General features: G+C 38.2%; 13 protein-coding genes. 9 read left to right on the plus strand and 4 right to left on the minus strand.

Annotated features, from left to right (window positions below; translation table 11 throughout):
- The first annotated feature begins 493 nt into the window (after nt 1-493).
- Entirely contained in the window at nt 494-1,135 is a 642-nt protein-coding gene (locus KME09_25595) for a cyclase/dehydrase (protein MBW4537314.1), read from the plus strand.
- Here KME09_25595 and KME09_25600 read toward each other — a convergent pair.
- A complete protein-coding gene (locus KME09_25600) occupies nt 1,132-9,474 on the minus strand; it encodes an SDR family NAD(P)-dependent oxidoreductase (GenBank protein MBW4537315.1) in 8,343 nt (2,780 codons plus the stop codon). The two genes, KME09_25595 and KME09_25600, sit on opposite strands and share 4 nt — an antisense overlap.
- Nucleotides 9,475-9,625: 151 nt before the next feature.
- Between KME09_25600 and KME09_25605 the strand changes: the two genes are divergently transcribed.
- Nucleotides 9,626-10,747: a 2-isopropylmalate synthase gene (locus KME09_25605; protein ID MBW4537316.1), complete on the plus strand. Its 1,122-nt coding sequence runs from the start codon at nt 9,626-9,628 to the stop codon at nt 10,745-10,747.
- Nucleotides 10,748-10,861: 114 nt separating this feature from the next.
- Here the strand turns inward: KME09_25605 and KME09_25610 are convergent, their stop codons facing one another.
- Nucleotides 10,862-11,326: a DUF29 domain-containing protein gene (locus tag KME09_25610; GenBank protein ID MBW4537317.1), complete on the minus strand. Its 465-nt coding sequence runs from the start codon at nt 11,324-11,326 to the stop codon at nt 10,862-10,864.
- A 188-nt stretch (nt 11,327-11,514) separates the two neighbouring features.
- Nucleotides 11,515-12,750 carry a tryptophan synthase subunit beta gene (gene trpB, locus KME09_25615; GenBank protein MBW4537318.1) on the minus strand — a complete coding sequence of 412 codons (1,236 nt, stop codon included), beginning with the start codon at nt 12,748-12,750 and terminating at the stop codon, nt 11,515-11,517.
- A 221-nt stretch (nt 12,751-12,971) separates the two neighbouring features.
- Here trpB and KME09_25620 point away from each other — a divergent pair, with 221 nt between their 5' ends.
- The 5 genes from KME09_25620 to KME09_25640 all read left to right on the plus strand — a co-directional run bounded on the left by KME09_25620 (nt 12,972) and on the right by KME09_25640 (nt 21,657).
- Nucleotides 12,972-13,886 (plus strand): tetratricopeptide repeat protein, encoded by a 915-nt coding sequence (locus KME09_25620; GenBank protein ID MBW4537319.1) that lies wholly within the window; start codon nt 12,972-12,974, stop codon nt 13,884-13,886.
- A 54-nt stretch (nt 13,887-13,940) separates the two neighbouring features.
- The gene (locus KME09_25625; GenBank protein MBW4537320.1) at nt 13,941-14,987 is read left to right on the plus strand and encodes a hypothetical protein; all 1,047 of its coding nucleotides are present in this window, start codon (nt 13,941-13,943) and stop codon (nt 14,985-14,987) included.
- Complete coding sequence (locus KME09_25630; protein MBW4537321.1) at nt 14,984-18,316, plus strand: hypothetical protein; 3,333 nt, start codon at nt 14,984-14,986, stop codon at nt 18,314-18,316. Before KME09_25625 ends, KME09_25630 begins: the two co-directional genes overlap by 4 nt.
- Before the next feature lie 59 nt (nt 18,317-18,375).
- On the plus strand, nt 18,376-20,970 hold the full coding sequence (locus KME09_25635) for a DUF3893 domain-containing protein (protein ID MBW4537322.1): 2,595 nt from the start codon (nt 18,376-18,378) through the stop codon (nt 20,968-20,970).
- A gap of 81 nt (nt 20,971-21,051) precedes the next feature.
- Entirely contained in the window at nt 21,052-21,657 is a 606-nt protein-coding gene (locus tag KME09_25640) for a Uma2 family endonuclease (GenBank protein MBW4537323.1), read from the plus strand.
- Nucleotides 21,658-21,699: 42 nt separating this feature from the next.
- Here KME09_25640 and ruvC read toward each other — a convergent pair whose 3' ends face one another.
- The gene (ruvC, locus tag KME09_25645) at nt 21,700-22,209 is read right to left on the minus strand and encodes a crossover junction endodeoxyribonuclease RuvC (protein ID MBW4537324.1); all 510 of its coding nucleotides are present in this window, start codon (nt 22,207-22,209) and stop codon (nt 21,700-21,702) included.
- Between the two features lie 151 nt (nt 22,210-22,360).
- On the opposite strand from ruvC, the gene KME09_25650 reads away from it, so the two are divergent.
- Together KME09_25650 and tsaE are read left to right on the plus strand one after the other, a co-directional pair.
- Nucleotides 22,361-23,701: a YvcK family protein gene (locus tag KME09_25650; GenBank protein ID MBW4537325.1), complete on the plus strand. Its 1,341-nt coding sequence runs from the start codon at nt 22,361-22,363 to the stop codon at nt 23,699-23,701.
- A 440-nt stretch (nt 23,702-24,141) separates the two neighbouring features.
- Complete coding sequence (gene tsaE / locus KME09_25655; protein MBW4537326.1) at nt 24,142-24,618, plus strand: tRNA (adenosine(37)-N6)-threonylcarbamoyltransferase complex ATPase subunit type 1 TsaE; 477 nt, start codon at nt 24,142-24,144, stop codon at nt 24,616-24,618.
- Nucleotides 24,619-24,669: the final 51 nt, after the last annotated feature.

A 24,669-nucleotide genomic window follows, 5' to 3' on the forward strand; every position in this document is an offset into this window, starting at 1 on the left:
TGATACCCATAAATTAGAAGTGCGATCGCAACTTACAGCAGATTAAATCTGGAAATCAATCAACAATAATTTTTAGTTGTTAAAATTTTTTCAATTGACAGGCTTTTAAGATTAAGTGAATACCGAGAAGATATATTCCACTCACAACAGGAATTAGAAGGGATGGAGAAATGTGCATGTTAATTCTCTAGTTTGACGATTTTTTGTCCGAATTCCACTGAAAACAAGATATATACAGTTATCTTAGCTGAAGGAATAGTATTTAGAGTATCAATTTTGCACTGCACGATATTAGCTTAGGTAGCAAGTTTTGCTTGCCTTATTTTTTTAGCGCTGACCAAAACTAAGCACCTATTGCGCAACACTCAACCTTGAATACTGTTGTTCTAATGGTTTGTTATTAGTATTGCTGTTTATGTTAGTTGGTATTTATTTATTTAGCAAATTAAAATTGGATGGTCAAGATTGATTCATCAAGTCTAAATTTTATTTTATGAATTTGCCTATTTTAATCAAACCATTACTTTTTATTTATTGTTTGGGTTTAATCTCGGGTATACAACCAGATTTCGGTGGAGATTTTACTGCACAAGCTCAGAATACTGTTGCTTCAGACAATAATCTGACCAATTTATCCTCACAGGAAAAGACTAGTCTAAAACAAGGCAAAGTAATACTGAAAGGAGAAAAGGGTAAATATTTGGGTCAAGTAGAGACAGCAGGCAAGATCAATACTGCCTGGGAAGTTTTAACTGATTATGATAACTTTGAGCGTTTTTTACCTAATCTTGCTTCTAGTAAGATTATCTCGGCAAAAGGCGATCGCATTTTATTCGAGCAGGTGAACGTAGTCGATCTCTGGTTATTTAAACAAAAGTTTACTGTCCAGATTGAGGCGATTAAAACTAAACCAAACAAAATAGACTTTAAGATCGTTGATGGCGATTTAAAGAAATTAGTTGGTAGATGGCAAATTAAGGAAACATCTCCAGGTAAAATTTTGGTTAGTCAGGCAGTAGAAGTTGAGCCTGAAAATAATACAGAGAAGCCTCTTTTTTATGGCATTTATGAAAGTTCTTTAGAAGAAAATTTAAAAGCGATCGCTAAAGAAATTACTAAACGTTCTCAAATTTAAATATCAAGTTCAAAATCGAGATTATTTAATTCTTCTAATAGTAAAGCTTCTGCTTGTGATTCTGATAATTTCTCAATATTTAATGCATTATTATTTATTTCAGCAGCTTCCTTATTTTTAATTAGCTCAGAATTGAATAACAAAGATGATAAATAATTGCTCAGTGCTGTAAGATTGGCATAATCAAAAATAACAGTTGGCGATAGCTTTAGATTGTAACTAGATTGGAGTTTATTTCTTAATTCTACTGAACCTAAAGAATCTAAGCCTAACTCAGCAAAACCTGATGCTAAATCAATCTTACTTAAATCTTTAATGCCTAATATATCTGCTAACTGTTGACTTATTTGTTCTTTTAATAAATATTCTCTTTGCTCAGGAATTGCAGCAAGCAAATGTTGTTTGTAATCACTACTATTCTCAGCATAAGCTGGTACAGAAACTAAATTTTCGTAGTAAGGCGTAACAGAATTATGTTGTTGCCATAGATCCCAATCAAAGGGGATTACCCCTATCTGTGGGGGAGCATTTAATAGTAATTGTTCTAAGATTTCAATTCCTTGATTAGGTTTAATTGAGCCAATTCCTTGTTGCTTGAAAGCGTTTGTGATCTGAGTATTAGCAGCTAATCCTGTATTTTTCCACGCACACCAGTTAATCGCGATCGCAGGTAATCCTAAATTACGTCGAGCATGAGCTAAAGTATCGAGAAAAGCATTAGCAGCACAATAATTAGCTTGTCCTGCCGAACCAAGTAGAGAACTGGCGGAAGAAAACAGAATAAAGTTATCTAGGTCGTATTTTTGGGTTAAATGGTGTAAATTCCAGGCTCCTTGAACTTTTGGGGCAAGAACTTGCTCGAAACTATGCCAGTCTTGTTGGGCAATAGTGCGATCGCTGATTATTCCTGCACAGTGAACCACTCCTTTTAGTGGCGGTAACTCTAATTCGATTTGTATTAGAACCTGGGCTAGTTGATCTGTATTAGCAATATCTGCTTTAATAAGTTTAACTTGGGCCTTATCTTGAATTTTTTTGAGACTACTTTCTAATTCAGGTTTGATATCATTACGTCCAAGCAAGACAAGATTAGTTACCCCCTTAGTTACTAACCATTGGGCTATCTGTAAACCAATTGCCCCCATTGCTCCTGTAATCAGGTATGTACCTGTATATGTTTTGTGGGTAGGGGTTATTCTGGCATAATCCCTACTATTCATTGCAATGATAATTTTTCCTTGGTGTTTCCCCTGCTGCATATAGCGAAAAGCAGCAATAGTTTGCTCTTGAGTAAAGACAGTGTGGGGTAGGGGTTTAAATGTTTCAGCTATAAATTGCGATCGCTTGTTTAGTTTACTGTGCAATTCCCTTAACATTTGCTGGATTAATTCAGGCTTGTCTTGGGTGATCTGCCAGAGATCGACAATCGAGTAATTAATACTTGGTTCTACTTGTGCTACCTCTGATGGTGACCAAATACCTTGCTTGCCTATTTCAATCAAACGCCCATGTTTATTTAATACCGCAATACTTTTAGCAATAAACTCTCCTGAAAGAGAATTCAATACGACATCAACACCCTTGCCATTGGTTGCCGAGATAATTTCTTCAGCAAAATCAAGACTACGGGAGTTCATAATCTGTTTTACTCCCATAGACTCCAGCAATGACCATTTAGACATAGAAGCCGTGGCGTATATTTCCGCGCCGATGTTTTGGGCGATTTGAATAGCAGCTAAACCAACTCCCCCTGCTGCTGCGTGAATTAAAACCTTTTCTCCTGGCTGGAGTTTGGCCACATAAACCAGGGTGTAATAAGCTGTCAGGAAAGTTACAGGGATAGTTGCTGCTTCAAGCAAACTCAAAGATGCAGGTTTATTAATAGCTAGCTGGGAATTAACCACTAGGTATTGACTAAAGCTGTTTTCGGCAATTGCCATCACTTCATCCCCAGGCTTAAAGTTAGTTACCTTACTACCTACAGAAATAATTATCCCCGCACATTCTATGCCTAGAAATTTTGTTTGATCGGGATATAAATCTAAAGCTACCATCACATCACGGAAATTTAACCCCGTAGCTTTAACCTCGATTTCAATTTCATCAGCTTGAGGTTGTTGTCGGTTAATAGATTTCCATTGCAGACTATCTAAATTACCAGGATTATTGATATTTAGCTGAAAATTTCCCTTATTGATGGAAGATTTACCAATGGGCGATTGACCAATCGCCCCTACAATTCTTACCAACCTGCTAACATAACGCTGATTATCTCGATAGGCAACCTGTTCCATTCCTGAGTCGCCAAGTTCCTGAAAAATATTAGCTGCTGCGTTATCCAAAGAGTCTATATCTATCCCAACGCATCTTAACTCAGGATGTTCTAAAGCGATCGCTTTTTGCATCCCCCAAAGACAAGAGTTTTTAATTCCTGGTGTAAGTTGATAGTTACCAACAGGTTGTGCATTATGGGTAACAAACCACAAAGAGGAATGAGTGGCGGATTGAATTAAAGCCTGTACTAGATATAAATAATTTTGGCACTCTTGCCAGTTTTCAGTAAGATCCAAACTCCAGAGATATATAACCCCTGTAACTGTAGGATGTTGTTGAATTAAATCTGAGCAAGCTTGAGGATCGTCGGTAATTGTGTCACGAGTAATAAGATGGCATTGCTGCTGTCGATCTTCTAGTTGTCTAGCCAACTGTTGACCGATACCTGTACTGTCAGTAAAAATTAACCACGTACCCGTATTTGATAAAGAGGATGGAGTCAATAATGGTTGTGGTTTCCATTGCGGTTGATATAGCCAATTGTGCCAAGCTGGTTGAGATTTGATTGCTTGAGATTTTAAGCCTTCAATTTTGGCAATTAGATCGCCAAAATCGTTATATAGCCAGACATCTGCCATTAAGACTTGATGCTGATTATGATCTTGTCGTAATTTTAGATAACTCCAAACTCGCTGATGAGGAAAATATTGTAGATCTAGTTTTTCTAAACCGACGGGGATATAAGTTATAGCTTGTAATTCTCTAGGTAAAGCGGCAAAGAGTATTTGTAAACAAGCATCTAATAGTGCAGGATGAAAATAATAGGCTGCGCTGCTGAGGTGATTTGGTAGTTCAATTAATCCCAAGGCTTGATGATCTTTTGCCCACAGTTGTTTGATGCCCTGAAAGCTTTTACCGTAGTTAATTCCTTTGTCTTGGCAGTTTAAATAATGTTGTTCAACATCTAATTCAGTCTGGTTAAATTTAGTTCTAATCTCGTTTAAAGTTTGACCTTCAATTAGCATATTTGAGCTAGAAACTTGACCAGAACAATGTAGTTGCCATTCACCATCATTTAAACTATGAATTTCCCAATGACAAGCTTCTGTTGTGTCAGAGGTTATTATTTGAATTTCCTGCTCTAGCTTTAAGTTATTTAAGTTATTTTTAATATATAGAGGAGTATAAATATCAATATTTTTAATTAGCAATCGGTTAGTTTTACCATGAAATAAGCCCAAGGCGATCGCTATTTCTAAATAAGCCGTACCAGGAAAGATAATTTTACCTGCTAAACAGTGATCTTGTAACCAATTATAAGTATCAGCCTGTAGATAAGATTGAAAAATGGTTTGTTTTACAGGAGAAGAAATTAACTTACCTAACAAAGGATGAATTAAATTATCAACACTTTTTATAGCTTGATAGTTAGTAACTTCTGTCGGAATATCAAACCAATATCTTTGTCTTTGAAAAGGATAGGTAGGTAAAGATATTTTATTGGCGTTATAGTTTTGGGTGACAGCTTGCCAGTTTATCTCTATACCTGCTGTATATAATTGTGCCAGGTTTTCTAAGATATTTTGCCAATCTGCTTGTTGTGAATCGAGACTATGTAAAAATAACTTATTATCTCGATCATCTATAATACCTGTGACGATATTTTTCAAAATGGGTTTTGTTCCCACTTCTAAAAATATATCTACCTGTTGAATAGCTAAATATTCAATACTTTGAGCAAACTGAACAGGTTGTAATATATGTTTTATCCAATAATCAGCCGTGGCGATCGTTTCATCCGCTAATTCTCCCGTCAGATTAGAAACAAGCGGTACTTTAGGTAAAGAGTAATTAATACTTTCGGCTACTAGTTTAAACTCCTCTATCATCGGCTGCATTAAAGGAGAATGAAAAGCATGAGATACATTTAATAATTTAGTTTTGATTGCTAAATTATCTAGTTGTTGACTAATCTGCTCAATATCTTTTTCCAATCCTGATAATACTAAATGCGTCCCATTGTCCGCTGCAATACTTATCTTATTAGCAAGTAAATGCTCGATCTTATCTTTACTACTAAAAACTGCCAACATTGCCCCATTTTCAGGTAAGCTTTGCATCAACTTACCCCTAGCACAAACTAACTTCAAAGCATCCTCTAAGCTAAATATTTCTGCAATAGTTGCTGCTACATATTCGCCAATACTATGTCCGATCGTGACATCAGGTTTAATGCCCCAAGCTAACCATAGTTGCGCCAGAGAATATTCAATGATGAATAATAACGGTTGAAGATATTGGGTTTGATTGATATCAACATCCCACAGGGACGTGTCACAAATTTGACAACAGCGATCGCAATTTTCTTTAAACACATCGCAGGTATCGTATAATTGCCTTGCCATATCAACGTATTGCGAACCTTGTCCTGTAAACAGAAAAGCTAATTTATGGTGTTGGATTGGTTCTTCGATCGATATTGCTGCTAGTTTTTTAATTAATTCCTGTTTATCTTTAGCAACAATACCCTGACGATAATCAAAATGATGTCTGCCAATATTACTAGTTAAACAAATATCTGCTAAAGACGCTGCACAATTACTCTCGAACGAGTTTTGATAGTCGATCGCTAGTTCCTTTAAAGCAATTTTATTTTTAGCCGATAAAGTTAATAAATAAGCAGGCAATAATTGAGTCGTAGTTTCTGTTTGATTAACAAATTCTTCTAAGACAACATGAGCATTAGTCCCACCAATCCCTAAAGAATTAACTCCTGCACGACGAGGATAAAATTCAGTTTTCCAGTCTTGTAGCTGAGTATTAATATAAAAACGACCCTGCGCAAAATCAATCTGCGGATTAGGACGATTAAAATGTAAGCTTGCAGGAATTTTCTGATGATATAAACACAGGGTGGTTTTAATTAAACCGACAATTCCCGATGCCATTTGCAGATGTCCGACATTAGTTTTTACTGAACCGATCGCACAATCACTTTTTCTGGTATCATCATGATATGCTTGGGATAATGCTGTAATTTCAATCGGATCGCCTAGTTTTGTCCCTGTACCATGGGCTTCAATATAACTAACCGATCGAGGTAAGATGTCTGCGTAGGCGATCGCTTCGGCGATTACTCTAGTTTGCCCGTCTACATTTGGTGCAAAATAACCTACCTTAGCACCACCATCATTATTAACCGCCGATCCTTTAATTACGCTATAAATGCGATCGCCATCTTCTATCGCTCGCTCTAGTAGCTTTAACACCACCATCCCCGCTCCACTACCAAAGATTGTGCCTGACGCCTCAGCATCAAATGCCCGACAATGACCATCTGCGGATAAGATCATACCTTCTTGGTATAGATAGCCCATTTTTTGCGGAGAATGAACGGAAACACCACCAGCTAAAGCCATGTCGCATTCGGCATTAATTAAACTCTGACAGGCTAAATGAACCGCGACTAGAGAGGTGGAACAGGCTGTTTGCACATTCACACTCGAACCTGTCAGATTAAGCTTATAAGATGTTCTGGTGGTAAGATAGTCCTTGTCATTTGCCGTAGTGACTTGAAAGCCCCCCATCGAGCTTAAATTCATCACCTGTAAATCATCCTGGCGATCGATCTGATGGCGATGAGGATAAATATTATTTAACAGATAAGTATTAGTTGCTGCACCACCATAAAGACTAATATCACCCTGGTAGTTAAAAGGATCGTAGCCTGCATCTTCCAAACTTGACCAAGCACATTCCATAAATAAACGTTGCTGCGGATCTAGTAATTGAGCTTCTTTCGGACTATAGCCCCAAAAATCGGCATCAAAGCTTTCTATGTCATTTAAAATCGGACTAGCTTTTACATAATTAGGATTATTAACCAATGCAGCATCAACCCCAGCATTAATCATCTCTCGATCGCTAAAAAAGCTAATCGACTCCACGCCATCACACAAGTTATGCCAAAACTCGTTAATATTATTCGCCCCTGGAAAGCGACAAGACATACCAATAATTGCAATATCTCGATTACCTGTAGCCTGACGGCGCAACTCTCCCCGACGTTTACCCTGTTGTACAGCAATAGATTCTGGTTCGCTATGCAAATAATTAGCCAAAGCAGCAATAGTCGGATACTGAAACAGCAACACCGCAGACAAATCATATTCAGGAGTCAACTTACTCAATACCTGCATGAGTAATAAAGAATTTCCACCTAACTCAAAAAAGTTATCCTTAACCCCAACCTTGTCTAACTTCAAAACCTCTTGCCATATCTTTACCAGTCGCTGTTCGATCGCATTACCAGGCAACTCCTGCTGACTTAAATTCCGCTGGTTAAATAACTGTTCTATCTCCGAAATAATAGCCTTAAACTCCCCCGCAGCAAATCTTTGACTCAATTGCGATCGCTTGATTTTGCCAATTGCCGTCTTCGGTATAGTCTCTTGCGTCACAGGAATAATATAAGCAGGAGTAACCCCCATCTGCGTAAAAACATCCCTGCGGACGGTATTAATTAATCCTCTTAACTCATTACCTCGATAATCCGTATGGAAAAAAACCGCTATTTGCTCTTGCCGATTAAGATCCATAACGCCACAGACAGCAGTATAAGAAATGCTCACTCCTGCGATCGCTTCAACCACGGATTCAATTTCGTGATTATAATAATTAACCCCATTAATAATAATTACTTCCTTTTCTCGCCCCGTAATTGTCAGTTGCCCCGACTCCAAAAAGCCCAAATCCCCCGTCTTAAACCAACCATCATCAGTAAAGATCTCCTGGTTTAACTCCGACTGCTGATAATATCCTGCTGTGATCGTTTCCCCCTTAACCTGTAATAGCCCAACTTCACCTTCAGGAATTACTTGATTCCCTTCGTCTACAATGCGTAAAGACACCCCAGGAATCGGCGCACCGACTGACACAGATTCCCGATTCAAATTCAGATAAAAATCCTGTAGGGGCGATTGGTGAAGCACTTGCGGTGGACAGGTATCCTGGCATAAGCAAAGTGCTGAACCCGAAGGGTCAATCGCCCTCCAATGAGCTATTCCCGAAGTAGTTTCCGACATCCCGTAACCAGGGCTAACTACCGTCGGAGATAAACCATAAGGGGTAAGTAATTTGAGAAACTGCCCCATAGTCTTGCCCACAACCGCTTCTGCCCCATTGCCCATCCAGCGTAGACAAGACAAATCCCAATTGTGTTTAACTGTCCGATCTAAATTCCGTTCTAATTGTTGATTAACTAAGTTATAAGCAAAATTAGGACTCCAGGTGGCACTTACGCGATACTGATGGATTAAATCCAACCATTGCAGAGTATTTTGCAGAATAAACTCACTTTTAACCTGAATTTGCTGACATCCCAAATATACTTCCGTCAAATGGAACATCACCAAACTAGCGACGTGTTCCAAAGGCATCCAGTTCAAACTAATATCCTGTTGAGAAAGCTGATTCACCGTAGCCATACCGTAAACGCTGGCGATTAAATTACGGGCAGATAACATTACTCCTTTAGGCTTCCCTGTACTGCCCGAAGTCAATAATAACAACGCCAAATCATCCAAATTGCCCTGATGCCAATAGCGATCGCGATTATTACCCAACAAATCCTCAACTTGAACTGTAGCTAAATCCGCTATATCCCTATCGGCAATTACCACAGAAGGATTACATAACTCCCAAGCTTGCTCAATACGGCGATCGCCATTAAGATCTACGCCCAAAGGAATAGGTACAAATCCACCCAAAAAACAGCCCCACAAACAAACAAAAAAATGTCGCGGATCTTGCAGCTGAAGGATCACCCGATCTTGTGGTTGTAAATTACGTTGACGTAACCCAGCTAAGACACGTTCAGCCTCTGCCAATAAATCGCTGTAGGCTAAAAACGTTGACTGATTTCCATCGATCAAAACAATTCCCGTCGAATATTCAGCAGCCCGTTCCAGCATTTTAGGTAAATTAGTACTAAAAACAGAACTCGGCAAAACAGCCCCATGACAGAGAGAAAGATTAACGGAAACTTGTTCTGACAACTTATTCATACAATCAAACTCGACTCACTCACTACCGAAAGATCAAATTTAGAGTTACTTTATAGCAAATTAGTCACAATTAGGGCGAAATTTACTTTTAAGAGCGCATAAAATGCACCAAATTTGCGTATCTTATATATTGCAGTGATAATGTTTGGTGATGACACAGATCCCTCTCACTATTTTTGACGAAACTCTCAGAGACGGAGAGCAACAGGTTGGTATCTTCTTTGATGCCCAAACCAAAGGCGATCTGGCGCAACTAATTGCCCAAACAGGAGTGCATCATGTGGCATTAATGCCTGCGATCCATTCCACAGAAGCCCAGTTAGTCAAAAATTTAGTCGATCGCAATCTTCCCCAGATAGTCGCTTCAACCATGATGGGCAAAAGTCATATCGACCAATCCCAAGCCTGTGGGGTAAAAACAATTATTCTGTTCAATGCTGTCAGCGATCGCCTTTTAACTTTAAGAGATTCCTCAACCCAAGATACGGCTACAATTAACCAGATCCGCGACAAAATGCTAGAGCGAATTTTAGCCAATCTCCAATATGCTGCTAGTCGAGGATTAAAAATCTGTTTTGCAGCGGAAGATGCCAGTCGTGCCGATTTCGATTTCCTCGTCGAGTGTATCAATAAATTTCAGCCCTACATCGAGCATTTTATCCTCTGCGATACCGTCGGCATTCTCACCCCTGAAGATACTAAACTGTGGCTACGCAACCTCATCGAGTTCACGGGGGATAAAACACCCCTGTCTGTCCATTTCCATAACGATCGCGGTTTAGCCTTAGAAAACACAATCCAGGCAGTATTAGCAGGCGCTAGGGGTATCTCAGGCACGTTTGGCGGGATTGGCGAGAGGGCGGGTAATGTTGCCCTAGAACAGGTGCTTAATGGCTTAAAACTACGCTATGGCTGGCACATTGAAGGCATTAACTACGATGCCCTAACACAAGTAACTGAATACTTATCTAGTCAAGGCTTTAAAGCTAATGCCCCCTACTCCACCGAGAGTTTACGCTATGAAACAGGAATTCATGTCGATTCCCTTTGTAGCGATCGCTCTAGCTACTATTTATTTACTCAAGGACAACCTGAAGTCTGGTATGGCAAGTTTAGCGGTGCTAGTAACTTCCAATATCTGTTTGAACATTGTCTAAATCAACCTCAACCCCAGTCAAAGTATCAGGAATTTCGCGAGAAAATTAAACATATAGCGATCGCCCAAAAACGCTCTTTTGATCGAGCGGAAACTCTCAAGTTGTTGGGATATTAACCCAATCAGCAGTTAATCAGTATCAGGCTTTTAGCTTTTAGCTTTTAGCTTTTAGCTTATGCGCGATTACTTAAGTAAATAGCTAATAGCCAGGGAGAAGCCTTTTACCATAGTTTAGTCTTCAGGTAAATAATTAGGATTAAGAGTTTCGTCCAAGGTAAAGGGAGATTCTGGAGGGAAAGTATTCAGAGGTAATTCTGTTTCATCCGCTGCCTGTTCCCTTCCATCTTGATAACATTCAGAGAAAACTTCTTCACAATAGCCTTTTAAGCTGGGACTAGCAGAAAAAGCTTTTCTTAGTCTCCGTCGATGTTCTCTGATACTGGATTTCCAACTATTAGTTCTTCTTTCTGGCTGATATTTATACTTGAGTAAGTGTAACAAGACAACTACTAAGTTACTTTCAATTGCTCGTTTCTCACTTCTGCCCATGTCCTCAATTTCTTCAATTAAATTGGCTGTATCTACCTCAGAAAGTTTACCTTCAGAGATCAGTTGAGCAGTATGTGATAGCCAAAGATAATAATCTCGGTTATAGAGATTTGCTGAGTCAGTAGCAGACGATAATTGAGTAGTCATATAGTCATTATTGAGCAAGAGAAACGAGAAATTGGCTCAAACACCTAATATAGCCGTATAAAGTTAGATTAGGACATTAATAGTAATCGGCTCGTAAGTAGGAAATAGGAAATAGGAAATAGTATTTAAAAAATGTCCTAACGTTTTTACGTACGGCTATACTTTAGTCTGTATTTTATATTTATTATCTACAGCAGATCGCCAAGATACTTAGCTACTGTTTGTACGTCTTTATCCCCTCTACCCGAACAGTTCAAGACAATGCGTTGAGTTCCTGTCAATTGAGGACAAAGTTGCTCTAAATAAGCAAAAGCATGAGCAGTTTCTAGGGCGGGAATAATACCTTCCAATTCTGATAATAGACGCAAACCAGCGATCGCTTCAGTATCAGTCACGGCATAATATTCTGCTCTTTGAGTATCTTTAAGATAACTATGCTCTGGGCCTACCCCAGGATAATCTAGCCCTGCACTAATTGAATGAGCCTCGATAATTTGTCCTTGAGTATCCTGCAATAAATAGCTCATTGCTCCATGCAAAACCCCAGGACGACCTTCAGTTAGAGTAGCAGCATGTTTACCCGATGCCACACTTTCTCCCGCAGCTTCTACGCCAATTAAGCGCACGCTAGATTCAGCTAAAAACTCGTAAAACAAGCCCATCGCATTCGAGCCACCACCAACACAGGCGATCATAATATCAGGTAGTCCACCCCATTTTTCAGTACACTGCTGGCGAGTTTCACGACCAATTACCGCATGAAAATCCCGTACCATCATCGGATAAGGATGGGGGCCAGCCACTGAACCCAAGATATAGTGAGTACTTTCAACATTTGTTACCCAATCTCGAATTGCTTCAGAGGTAGCATCTTTTAACGTTCCTGTCCCAGCGGAAACTGGCTCTACCTTGGCTCCTAATAGGCGCATCCGAAAGACATTAAGCTTCTGTCTTTCCATATCTTGTACACCCATATAGATAATACATTCCAGACCAAAACGCGCGCAGACTGTGGCGGTAGCAACTCCATGTTGACCTGCACCTGTTTCGGCGATGATTCGCTTTTTACCCATGCGAATCGCTAATAACGCCTGAGCTAAAGCATTATTAATCTTGTGCGCTCCCGTGTGGTTTAAATCTTCACGCTTGAGGTAAATTTTAGGCTGAAAATCTGGGCGAGTATAGTGCTGGCTTAGACGTTCGGCAAAATAAAGAGGATTTGCTCGACCAACATAGTCTTTTAATAATCCTTGTAGTTCTTGAGTAAAATTGGGGTCGTTTTTATACTGGTTATAAGCAGTTTCCAATTCAGCCAAAGCTGGCATCAAAGTTTCGGGAACGTACTTACCACCATAAGGGCCAAAACGCCCTAATTGATCTGGTACAGAGGCAATGTTATCTCGTTTGAGGGGAGTGGCAGTCATAAAATTACGATTTAAGCTAAAAAGTAGATGTTATCGTAATTGTATCGTTTATGTATGGGTAAAAAGCCTTAGAGTTTAATCATAATTAAGCTCTGACAACTAGTTTTTAATCTGGTAAAGTTAGAACACAAGCAAGTCAAGATAGCTATTTTGAGCAACGGTCGGGTAAGTCCAGTGTTTAAAAGGCGGGAAACCTGAACCACTTATTTAAATGACGTAATGTGAACGTAAAATTTTCGCGATTATTAACTATAATAATTTTCCTCCTCAGTATTGGCGGAATTATTGGCCTAGGCTCTATTTTAATTGTTAGATATCTTCAAACACAGCAGATTCAGCAAACACAGCAAGCTAACAATTTACTAGCTCAGAAAAAATATTCTTTAGCTGTTTCTGCCTACGATCGACTGTTAAAAACTGATTCTAATTCTGCGCAATCATATCTACTGTGGGCTAATCGTGGAGCTGCACTATTAAAATTAAATCAGTATCAAGAAGCACTAAAATCCTGTTCTCAAGCTACTAGTTTAAATCAGCGAGCCGATTTAGCTTGGAACTGTCGTGGGGAGGCTCTATATTACTTGGGTCGATCCAATGATGCCTTGACTGCTTTTAAACAGGCGATCGCCATTAATCCTCAGAATGCAACTTTTTGGCTTAATCAAAATCAGGTATTATTCGATCTCGCTCAACACCAGCAGGCAATAGCAGCAGCTAAAGAAGCGATCGCCTTACTCCAGTCTCAACCAGCAACAGCTACCAAAAATCGTCAATTAGCGATCGCTTGGAGACGACAGGGACAAAGTTGGTTAGAACTGAAGCAAAATCAACAGGCATTAGCTGCTTTTAATCAGTCTTTAACTTACCAGCCTCAATATTTAGCTGCTCAACAAGACAGAGGAATTACTCTCTACAGATTGGGTAATTATGCTCAAGCTATTCAATCTTTTGAGCAAATTTTACAACAAGATAATTTAACTCCACAACAGCAGGCAATCAACTGGTTATATAAAGGAACTAGCCTCTGCCAAATATCCCAAGCTGACGCTGCCACCCAAGCTTTTAAGCAGGTGCTGCAACTCACTAATAATGTTCAGTTACAAAAAATAGCCCAAGCTGGCTGTGGTATTCATTAATAACCATTAGTGACAAGTTAAGATTAACTGATTAAATATCAACTATTGGCAAAGATGACAAAGGAAAAAACAGAAGATGAAATCTTATTGATTAAATTATGCAAAGGATTAATAGAAGTAGGCGATCGCATTAATCGGGGTGAACCTGCTTATCTAGTCGATCATTCTCAGCCATTTCCTCAGCCTTTGTACGAAGCATTTGAAAAATTAAGTATAAAGTGGATATTGCGCGATGGAGGAATGCGTCATCCTTCCATACTAAATATGGTTGAAGCAGCTAGAAAGTCAGTAGAAGCAGTTGAACCAGATTTTTGTGAATGGGTTGATTTTCCTGATGAACCTCTAATAGAAGACATGACAAGACCATCTGACGAATGTGAAGAATATGCTAGTGAATATAGTTTTAGTTTAGATATTGATAACAATCAAAGCTATATTCCCCGATTGATGGAGGAAATCAGAAGGTTTGATTTGCCTCATAGCACTTACACAATATTTCGTCGTTTTATAGCAGAAAATCTTTTTCCTTCAGAATCCGATATAGCTATTTTGCGAGATAATCATCCCGAAATTGAAAGAGTCAAAGAGTTTTTATCTAAACCCTATCGAGACGCACCTCCTCAATCAGATTCCAAACCACTATGTAAAACTTGTGGCGGATATTTAGACTGTGCAGCCAGAGAAATTGGATATTGCAAACCTTTAGATCGCAAAGTTGATAAAGCACCAATTCTCGATACTGTTATTTCTGTAATTAGACCATCTTTCATTGAGCTACGCTTAGATAAAAAGTTCAAAGATATGGGATTAGAAATAGAATTGTGGCCAGAATTAGATACAGCAGATTTAAAAATTACATTTCCAGATGGTAAGTTTTGGGCAATTGATGCTAAAGACTGGGGAAGTGCAACTAAGTTAGCTAGAAAACTGAATCAAGATACCATCCAAAATTTTGGTCAATCTAAATCATTTTTTGTTGTTCCAGATTATCGATTAAATAAACTTAAATATCAAGCAATTTTTCAAAGTAAATATCAAGGGAGTATTCCTCTAATTTCCGAATCAGAATTAATTAAGCGCGTCAAAAGAGAATTACAATGAGAGATTCAAGCAACTGGATAAATGTTCTTAGACAACCTTTAAGTGGTGCCATTCCTTTGAAGTTTTCTAATTTTGCTCGTATCGAATTAATGTTGTATGCCTTGCAAGCTTATTTTCCCAGGCAACAAATACGTGAAGCTCATTTATTGATGCAGGGTTATAGAGAACCAGTAATTAACGATAATCAGTGGGAAATTATTAAACATTTACGTCATTTAGCACCAGAGTTTCGTAGTTCAATTAGTTGGGAAATTGCTCTGCGTAATTATGATGATATGGCTAACAGTGATGTTGCTGGATGGTTGGGATTTGAGCTTGATTATGACAATAACCGTATTACTCTAAGCAATAATATGGTAATGAATCGATATGCAGTATATGAAAATATACTAACAAAAAGCTCCCTTAAGTTTTCTCAACGAGAATATAATCCAGCACCTCAAGGAAATTATCAATTTAATATTAGTTCAGAGCAGATAAGATTAGTTGGAATTTCAGATGCGATCGCAAATATAGGAATACAGCATCAAAATAATATTCCTAGTATTAATCTAAATCATAATCATTTGCCAATCAGAATATCTCTCGAACAATTAGTTGAACGAGGACGAAATTTAAGCTCGGTTTTAGGTTACGATGCGGGAGAAATCATAGAGAGATCGAGCTATTGGGATATTAAGCAAGATCGACAAACCAACGAGATTTTTATTGATGGTGAGAGTCATATTTTAGGCCCTACTGGAAGTGGGAAGTCTACCTTAATCGAATGTTTAATTACTTTATTAATTGAACAAAATAAAAGAATTGCGATCGCTACTAATAGTCTGGGAGAAGTTCAAGATTGGTTAGAATTTGCTCAAAAAATAGGTATTAAAGCTATTCCCATTATTGGTAATTCGGAACGACATAAACATCTAAGTCGGCTTAATCAAGCTGTGATGTTTGGTAATAGACAGCAATCTTTTACTCACCCTGGTTTTAAATGGCTCAGTCAATGTTGCTCTTTGTTTGCTTTAGCAACATCATCAATTCCCCAGTCAAATAGTCAACGACGCAATAAAACACCTTGTTTTAATCAACTAGAAGATATTGACGATCCGAAGCAGAAAAAGTACGATTGTCCTCTGATTGGTGTTTGTCCTCAACACATTACATCAAAGGAATTAGAAGAAGCCCAATTAATTGTCGGGACATTACCAGGATTTATCCATAAGAAAGTATCTCGTCACAATCTAGAAGAAAACATTACTATTCTGGAATATTTAGCTCTAACAACCGATTTATTCGTAGTTGATGAAGTCGATCTAGCTCAACCTAAACTAGACGAGCTTTTTTATCCTATTGTTACTATTGCATCTTTTAAACCAATTCAAGATACTTGGTCGCGTAGTGAATTTTATCAGCACGTAAACAGTGTTTTAGAAGGCGAAATAGTTGTTCTTGAAAGTTTTAAAGATTCTTGTCTTGAGGAATCAGAGGGTTGGAAATTTTTAGCTTGTAAAGCAATTGGGGATTTGATGTATTCTCTGAGAGATATTGAGACTGCCAACAAAGGGAAAAAACCCATACAAGAAATTGAAAAACTGTTCAAAGAATGCTCTGGCGAAGGAAGATTATTTGCTGCTTGGTCTTTGTTTGACACTCTTGCCGAACATCTGTCGGGAAAAATCAAAATACGCTTGGGTAAAAAAATACGTCAACCAACTGCTCAAAAATACGAACGTAGTTACGAAAGGTATCGTCAAATTTTTAAACCCATACAAGATAACCCCACCGATCCCGATCTAACAGGACTGAATCCTAAAGACAGTAAAATTGTTAGCAAATTAGCTTCAATTGCAGGAATTTTAGCAGGACAAGCTTATCAAAATATTCCTCATGATAAATGCGTGGAATTTATCAAAGAAACCAAATGGGATACCGAACTAAGCAGATTAGAATCAGATGATGAACTATTTACCAAGAATTTAGCAACTCTATTACAACTATCTATTTTTGCAACTCAAGCTTTGGGTGCATTAGGTAAGCACTTTTCTACGAGAAGACAATCTAGTAGCGAACTTCAATCTAATTTACCGTTGATTCCTCCAGTAGATTTTGAACGTTTATTACCTGCTTCTCCTGTAGGTGCTGTAACCAGCGCACAATATCAAGATGGACACCTAAAAATACATCGAGGTATTTGTATTGGGCGATCGCTTTTTAGTCAATGGAGAGATATTTTTAGCGTTGATGGGTTAGTGCCTTCTCATTTGCTAGTCACTTCTGCCACTAGTTATTCAGGAGAAAACAAGCAATCATATCCCTTCCACGTTCAACAACAACCCAGCTTACTAATTGAACCACCTCCAGAAAAAGCTAAAACAATAGCTTACGAAAGCGAATTTTTCTTTTGTCCTGTATCTGATGATGCTGGCGATCCTGTCTGGGTATCAGGTTCACAAGGGGATGAACGTTACAACAACATTGGTAAGATGGTTTCTGGTTTGTGTCGTCCTTCTGCACATGGTAAACCTCTAATCGAGCAGTTTCAAGATTATTTGGTCAACAAGATAGATAGCGATCGCAAAAATCTACTTTTAGTTACTAATAGTTACGTAGAAGCAAAAACTTTCTATGACTGTTTAAAGCCACCCTATAAAGATAAAGCCTCTTTTGTAGTTCGAGATGGAGACAGTGTTTTATGGTCGCCTGATATTAATGTTCCCCGTTCCAAAATGACAGAATTTCCTAGTTTAGGAAAAGAACTGTTGATCGCTCCAATTGGCGCTATTTCACGTGCCGTCAACTTAATGCACCCAGACAATCCCCAAGAACCTTATTTTGGCGGTATGGTAATTCTAGTTAGACAGCATCCTCGTCCAGATGACAATCAACTAATCATTAGTGCTGTTAACAAAAATGCAGTAGATAATATTGGTTCTCAATCTGTAGCAACTATTCAAAGACAAGCCAGAAACACAAGAGATATCTTTCTAGCTGTACCGCAAATTTTTTCTCAATTACCAGACGAATTGCAAGGAGTGGCAATGAAACAGCCTCTTGTTTGGACTTTAGCAGTAAATTTAACTCAATTGATCGGACGTAGCACTCGTGGAGGTCGTAAAACCATTGTTTGGTTTACTGATGCAGCATTTATGCCTCAAACTGCACAAGGTAAGCGTGCTGGTGATACAGAGCAAAATTCTCTTTTGTTAGCAGTACGAAAACTTTTAGGGGATGCTATTAAACAAGGTGGCTCATCTAGTCGCTTAATTCAAACTTTATACGGGCCAGTTTATTACCCTCTGACTCGTTTGACTCATTTTATTAGCGGAGTAAAGCTGTAATTGTAGTATTAATAATAGTGATGGCATAAAAATAAAATATCGACTAACCAAAGTAAATTATGGCAAAAAACCAGAGATACAATCATTTTCAACCAATTTATTTTGAATATATTGAGGCCTTAACTAAAGATATTGCTGGTTGGGTAATGCCATTTCCTAACTTAAAACGATTTAAAAGTAGTTACGGAGAAGAACAAGAAAACGCCCCAACAAATTCCTTGTTAGATATACTACGTTTACTTTTACCTCAAATCAGAGTCATTAATAAACTTGTTGTTGACGGTCAGCCTAACCCAGCAGCTTTTTTAGCTTACGAACCGATAGACCCTAAAATTTTATCTTTGATATTCAGCAAATGGGTTGAAGTTTGGTATCCAGAATTAGAACATCAATATTTAAAATCTTTATGTACTCCTAATCAATTTGAGTGGAAGTCTGCAACCCCAGAACAATTAGAATGGTGGTCGCCAGCCTGGTCAGTAGCAAAACATTTAAGTAAATATCAGGATGGAGAATATAGATACAAGCTGGGCAATAATGAATTCAATTTACTGTTTGCTCCAGGAAGAAAAGGGAATACTGTAGAGTTAGTTTCTTGGCCACCTTTTTCTACTCCTAGCGGTTATAAATCTTCTCTTGGAATTATCATATCTAGCCAAAGCGATTTTTCCGATAGAAGAATTAATATTCATTTCAAGATGAAACGTTGGGTAGTCAAAAGAGGAGAAAATGTAGACATTAATTTACAAACCAAAACCACCCATTGTTATATTCGTCGATTAACTTCTTGGTCAGGAAATTTTAATCTTCTTGAACCAAATGCTTTTACTGTTTTAGAAGCTAAAAACTTTAGAAGAGAAAGTCACGGTAGAAGCGAGTCTAATAACTCTACAGGCGCAGACGAGAAAAAATTTGAGCGTCGCTGGAAAGACAAAAAAATTCTCGAAATACTAGAAAAGCTATCAGTAGATATTCCCGATCTAGAAGATGTTCTCCAAAATCCTCTGAATTATATAGAAACAGAAAAGACAGATATTCTCATACCTGCCAGAAGCTGGCAAAAAGCAGGATGGGGGACAGGATTCACTATTTCTGATAGTAGAAGATTATTAAAACAAATTATTGCCTTTCTTCCTGCGGGCGCAACTTTAACTAAACCTTGGCAAAAAATATCAGCAATTAAAGATAATGACGTAATAAAAGAAAAATCTAAGGATGCTGATAAATCGATTAAAAGGCAATTCATCAAAAATCCTAAGCTCCAAAAACCATCTCAAAATCAACTACCAGAATTAACTGAAGAATTTAAAGAGTTTCTGCAACAAAGAGCAAACAATATAACCCTTCATGTATGCAGTTTGGCTGATTCTAAAACAAAAGATGCTATCGAAAAAGTTGCCAATCATTATTTTGGAGATAGCTTAAAACTAAAATTCTATTCGTCACAAAGTTTAGCCGATCCCATACAGTACGAAAAATCTAAAAAGAAAGACTCCAAAAACAAAAAAATTCCTCAGTTAAAACATATTAAAAAGTTCGGTGAACAATATCAGCCAGAGAATCCTGAGCCAATCATAGTAGAAATTTTGTCTTCACATCATCCTTTATATAATGGCGATGCCGATCCAAAATCTTACATTAAATCAGAACTGCCAAAATACAATCTCATTCCTCAATGTATTGTTTCTGCCGAAAATATCGATAAAGAAACCAAAGAAGCTACTTTAGATAAAAAAGCTAAAAAAAGTCTTTTAAATCGAGCTTTATCGTCGATTTTAGATGCAATAATGCCATTTGATCGACATTATCCTTTAACTACATCCGAAGATAATAACGTTTATGCGGGATTTTATGTCATCTCCCGCAACAAAGCAACTTCTAGCCAAAGCTTTAACGAACCAGTGTTAGTGGTTATCTACAAAAATGAGATTAAGGTTTTATTACCAGCACAAGATACAAAACTGCGTTCTTTTCCTCAATCTATCTGTCATTTAGCGAATAATACCAAAAATACGACTCGGCAGGATGAACGTACCGTCAATACAATGCTAGAACAACTTAGTATTAATTATTCCGATGCGGACAACATCTATCTATATGCTCACGAGCAAAATGCTCGAACATATTGGCAATGGTTACAAGATGGAAAATTTGACAAAGATAATCCACCAACTAAGAAAATCACTATTATGCGAGTTCGAGATTCAGAGAGTAATGAAGTGGCACAAGGCTACGGATTAGAAACAAAAGATGAAGATTTTACAGCCAAATTCAATCCAGAATCAGCATCTTTTGCGCAGGGAATATTTATTGCTCCAAACTGCGAGATCAATAATATTCCACTTACTCGAACTATATTAAGTGTTGCGCCCAAACCACAGACACTTAGCAAGCAAATAAAAACTACCAGTCGTGTCGAATCTTATACTGATTTTAAAGGAGAGACTAAAAGTCCATCTCCTAATACTGATTGGAAAATGCCACAACCTCGCTCTCACAATATTTTAGCTACGCCATCGCCAGACAAATTTATCTTACATCATGCGATCGCACATCATTTAAGATCTGTTCATTGGTGGAGTGCCGATGAATGCGAATATCCACTACCTCTTTCCTTAGCTAAGAAAATTAAAGAGTGGTGTTTTAGTACATAAGAAGTAACGCAAGCGCTCTTTAATTACACAAAATACAGAAGAACTATAATTTGAGTAACCCCAAAATGATCCCATAAAATTATGACTTCGGCATTATTAAGAGATTTTTTTCAACTTGATGCTAGCGATCGCGAAGAAAAATTCCTAACTTCTAATGTAACTTGGCAAGCTTATGAGTCACTTCTGACATCATTGGGGGATAGTTCTAGTTATCGAGTGGCTTACTTATTAGGAACTTTAGAAATTATGTCGCCCAGTCGTAGTCATGAATTAGATAAAAAAGCGATCGCCAGGTTATTAGAAGTTTATCTAGAAGAGAATCGTATTCGTTTTTGGGGATTGGGTTCAACTACTTTTCGTAAAGAAGATAAGCAAGCAGGAAAAGAACCAGACGAGTGTTATTGTATCGGTACAGATAAAGATATTCCCGATCTGGCAATTGAAGTTATTTATACCAGTGGCGGTGTTGATACTCTAGAGATTTATCAGCGTTTGGGTGTCGCGGAAGTATGGTTCTGGCAGGATCAACAGCTTAAAATTTATTGTTTGCAAGATAATAACTATCAACAGCAAATACAAAGTCAATTATTACCAGATTTAGATTTAACTTTATTGGCACAATATGTAGTTATCAGCGATCCTTTAGAAGCAGTTATTAAGTGGCGCAAACAAGTTCGAGTCGATTAGTTTTTGTATGATTGAGCAAAAAAAACAAAAATTTATGTTTAACTAATTTATTGGATAAACACTCTGATGAAACCAAGCCGTTAAAGCGATCGCCAGAGCATCAGCAGCATCATCAGGACGAGGAATAAAGTCTAAAGCAAGTTCTCGTGCCACTGCTTCTTGAACCTCTATCTTCTGAGCGTTACCATAGCCTGTCAAAGCTTTCTTTACTTCTGGTGGGGTAAATTCTACATAAGGTAAACCAGACTGCCCTAAAACCAACATTAAAACTCCTCTAGCTTGAGCGACGGTGATGGTATGGCTCATGCGATAAAAAAATAATTTCTCTATTGCCACGAGATCGGGTTTAATCTCGGCAATTACAGCATGGAGGTCATCATAAATCGTACAAAGGCGATCGCTAAAAGGTGTCTTGGCAGCGGTTTCAATAATGCCGTAATCTTGAAGTTGTACTCTTGCATCTAAGTTAAATTCTGCCGAGATCTGACAAATAATGCTACCAAAGCCCAAAATAGCGATTCCAGGATCTAATCCTAAGATTTTAATTTCCATTTGAGCCAGATCCGATTAACCTTAAAACCATAAACTCTATTTTGAAGATTGCACTCTTGACTATGGCTACCTGCCAACTCAATTACAGCACGATAGGATATGTTTATCTTAACGACTCTGGTATCTATCTCGAAAACAGCCATTACTTGAGATGAAAAATTCATCCCCCCATCAGAAAAAACTTCGTCGCCGTAATCGGTTGTTTAAATGGTTGTCTCCTGGATTATTTATTAAAAGATGGTTACTCATTAGTGCTACTGGTTTCATCCTAGCGGTAATTGGTTCGGCGATCTGGAGTAAGATGACGCCAATCTATCGTTTACTGTCTTTTACGGCGAATATTCTCGAATTTTTAACTACTGTTGTTCCCAACTATATTTCAGGCCCAGTTGTTTTAATGACGGGAATATTTCTAATTATTTGGGGACAGTCGCGCACTATGGGTTCAATTACCGATGTATTAGGGGTAGATAAGGACAAAGGACTAGTAGATATGTTGCTAGATCGTCGTCGTCTTAACCGTGGCCCCAAAATTGTGGTCGTCGGTGGTGGCACTGGTTTATCGACCTTATTGCGGGGACTTAAAGAATATAGCAGCAATATTACGGCGATCGTTACCGTAGCCGACGATGGAGGTTCTTCAGGTAGACTCCGAAGAGAGATTGGCGTATTACCCCCAGGAGATATCCGTAACTGTTTGGCAGCCTTAGCTGATGAAGAAGAATTGCTCACCGAGCTATTTCAATATCGTTTTAAGGCAGGCGACGGACTAGTCGGACATAGCTTTGGTAATTTGTTTCTCACGGTGATGAGCGAGATTACAGGGGACTTAGAACAGGCGGCAACTGCTAGCTCGAAGGTTTTAGCCATTAGCGGCAAAGTCTTGCCTGCTACCCTCAGTGACGTTAGCTTATGGGCAGAAATGGAAGATGGCAGACTGATTGAGGGAGAGTCTAACATTCCTGAAGCCAAAGGTAGAATTAAAAATATTGGCTGTATTCCCGCTAACCCTCCTGCCCTACCCTCCGCCGTCAAGGCAATTGAAGAAGCGGAATATATTATTATTGGCCCTGGCAGTCTTTATACCAGTATTGTGCCAAATCTATTGGTTCCTGAAATTCGCGATGCGATCGCCAAGGCTGATGTTCCCCGCATTTATATCTGCAATATTATGACTCAGCCTGGGGAAACAGAAGGTTACACCGTTGCCGATCACATTAGGGAAATCGATCGCATTAGTAAAGGCAAGTTGTTTGATGCGGTTTTAGTCCATCGCAAACCTCCTAGCGCTGTATCTTTAGAGCGTTATGCTTTAGAAAACTCTCATCCTGTTGATTTAGACCGCCACGAAATTGCTAAACTTAACCGTAGAATAGTTATGGCAAACGTGATGGAAGAAGATTCGGTTAGAGGTCATGTGCGTCACAGTTCTAGTCAGCTTGCTAGAGTTTTGTTGCGTTGGTATAGTGGCAAATGGCAACCGAAAATATAGCCGTACAAAGTTAGATTAGGACATTAATAGTAATCGGCTCGTAAGTAGGAAGTAGGAAATAGGAAATAGGAAATAGGAAATAAAAAATAGTATTTCAGAAATGTCATAACGCTTTTACGTACGGCTATATAACTAACTGTTTAGCGTTTTACCTGGCTCTTACTCAAAGTAATTGAAGTATATTATTAGTAGTAAAAAAAATAAAGGGGAGTAACAAAGCATTACAGTCTGATTAGTCCGCTTTACTTTGTTATCCCAACTTAAAGTTACTTGGCTTATTTATAAATATATCAATTCAATATAAAGGAAGTGTATTGCTTGGGGTCAAATAAGATAAACTTTTAATGAACTTTTGCTCAGATTCCAGTTGGTCTTGGTTTGACTAAGACAATCAACCGCAAGTTTAAGCTTTTTATTTCCTCAACAACAGTTTTTAATTCGTGTTAAAAATTTTCTTGCCTACTTTCAAAGCTACTTTTGATTTTGGCTGTCTATTAGGTGAACATTTGCCTCCTAGTTCAACACTGTTACTGATGGGTAACTTGGGTGCGGGAAAAACTACTTTAGTTCAAGGGATTGGTCGCGGTTTAGGGATTGAAGAACCGATAGTTAGCCCCACCTTTAACCTGATCAACGAATATCTAGATGGTCGTATTCCTCTGTATCACCTAGATTTATATCGCCTCGAACCTAGCCAAATAGATAGTCTCTACCCCGAAATCTATTGGGAAGGTCAAGAAGTCGTACCAGGAATTACGGCGATCGAATGGTCACAACTGCTGCCTTTTAAGCCTGACAGCTATATCAAAATCAAGCTATCAGGCTCTTTAGATTATCGACATGCTGAGCTTGAGCCTCATGGTCAAACCCCAGATCTAAAGTTTATCCAAAATTTTGTCTCTTCTGACCAGAAGTAATAGATTATGTACTTATACTAAAAAAGATGAAGAAACATATTTTGTCTCTTC

The sequence above is a fragment of the Pleurocapsa minor HA4230-MV1 genome (genome assembly GCA_019359095.1).
Classification (GTDB): Bacteria; Cyanobacteriota; Cyanobacteriia; order Cyanobacteriales; family Xenococcaceae; genus Waterburya; species Waterburya minor.

Excerpts from the sequence above, each read along its gene's own strand:
- KME09_25595 (MBW4537314.1), top strand. The coding sequence starts at position 494 with ATGAATTTGCCTATTTTAATCAAACCATTACTTTTTATTTATTGTTTG.
- KME09_25600 (MBW4537315.1), bottom strand. The coding sequence starts at position 9,474 with ATGAATAAGTTGTCAGAACAAGTTTCCGTTAATCTTTCTCTCTGTCAT.
- KME09_25605 (MBW4537316.1), top strand. The coding sequence starts at position 9,626 with ATGACACAGATCCCTCTCACTATTTTTGACGAAACTCTCAGAGACGGA.
- KME09_25610 (MBW4537317.1), bottom strand. The coding sequence starts at position 11,326 with ATGACTACTCAATTATCGTCTGCTACTGACTCAGCAAATCTCTATAAC.
- trpB (MBW4537318.1), bottom strand. The coding sequence starts at position 12,750 with ATGACTGCCACTCCCCTCAAACGAGATAACATTGCCTCTGTACCAGAT.
- KME09_25625 (MBW4537320.1), top strand. The coding sequence starts at position 13,941 with ATGACAAAGGAAAAAACAGAAGATGAAATCTTATTGATTAAATTATGC.
- KME09_25630 (MBW4537321.1), top strand. The coding sequence starts at position 14,984 with ATGAGAGATTCAAGCAACTGGATAAATGTTCTTAGACAACCTTTAAGT.
- KME09_25635 (MBW4537322.1), top strand. The coding sequence starts at position 18,376 with ATGGCAAAAAACCAGAGATACAATCATTTTCAACCAATTTATTTTGAA.
- KME09_25640 (MBW4537323.1), top strand. The coding sequence starts at position 21,052 with ATGACTTCGGCATTATTAAGAGATTTTTTTCAACTTGATGCTAGCGAT.
- ruvC (MBW4537324.1), bottom strand. The coding sequence starts at position 22,209 with ATGGAAATTAAAATCTTAGGATTAGATCCTGGAATCGCTATTTTGGGC.
- KME09_25650 (MBW4537325.1), top strand. The coding sequence starts at position 22,361 with ATGAAAAATTCATCCCCCCATCAGAAAAAACTTCGTCGCCGTAATCGG.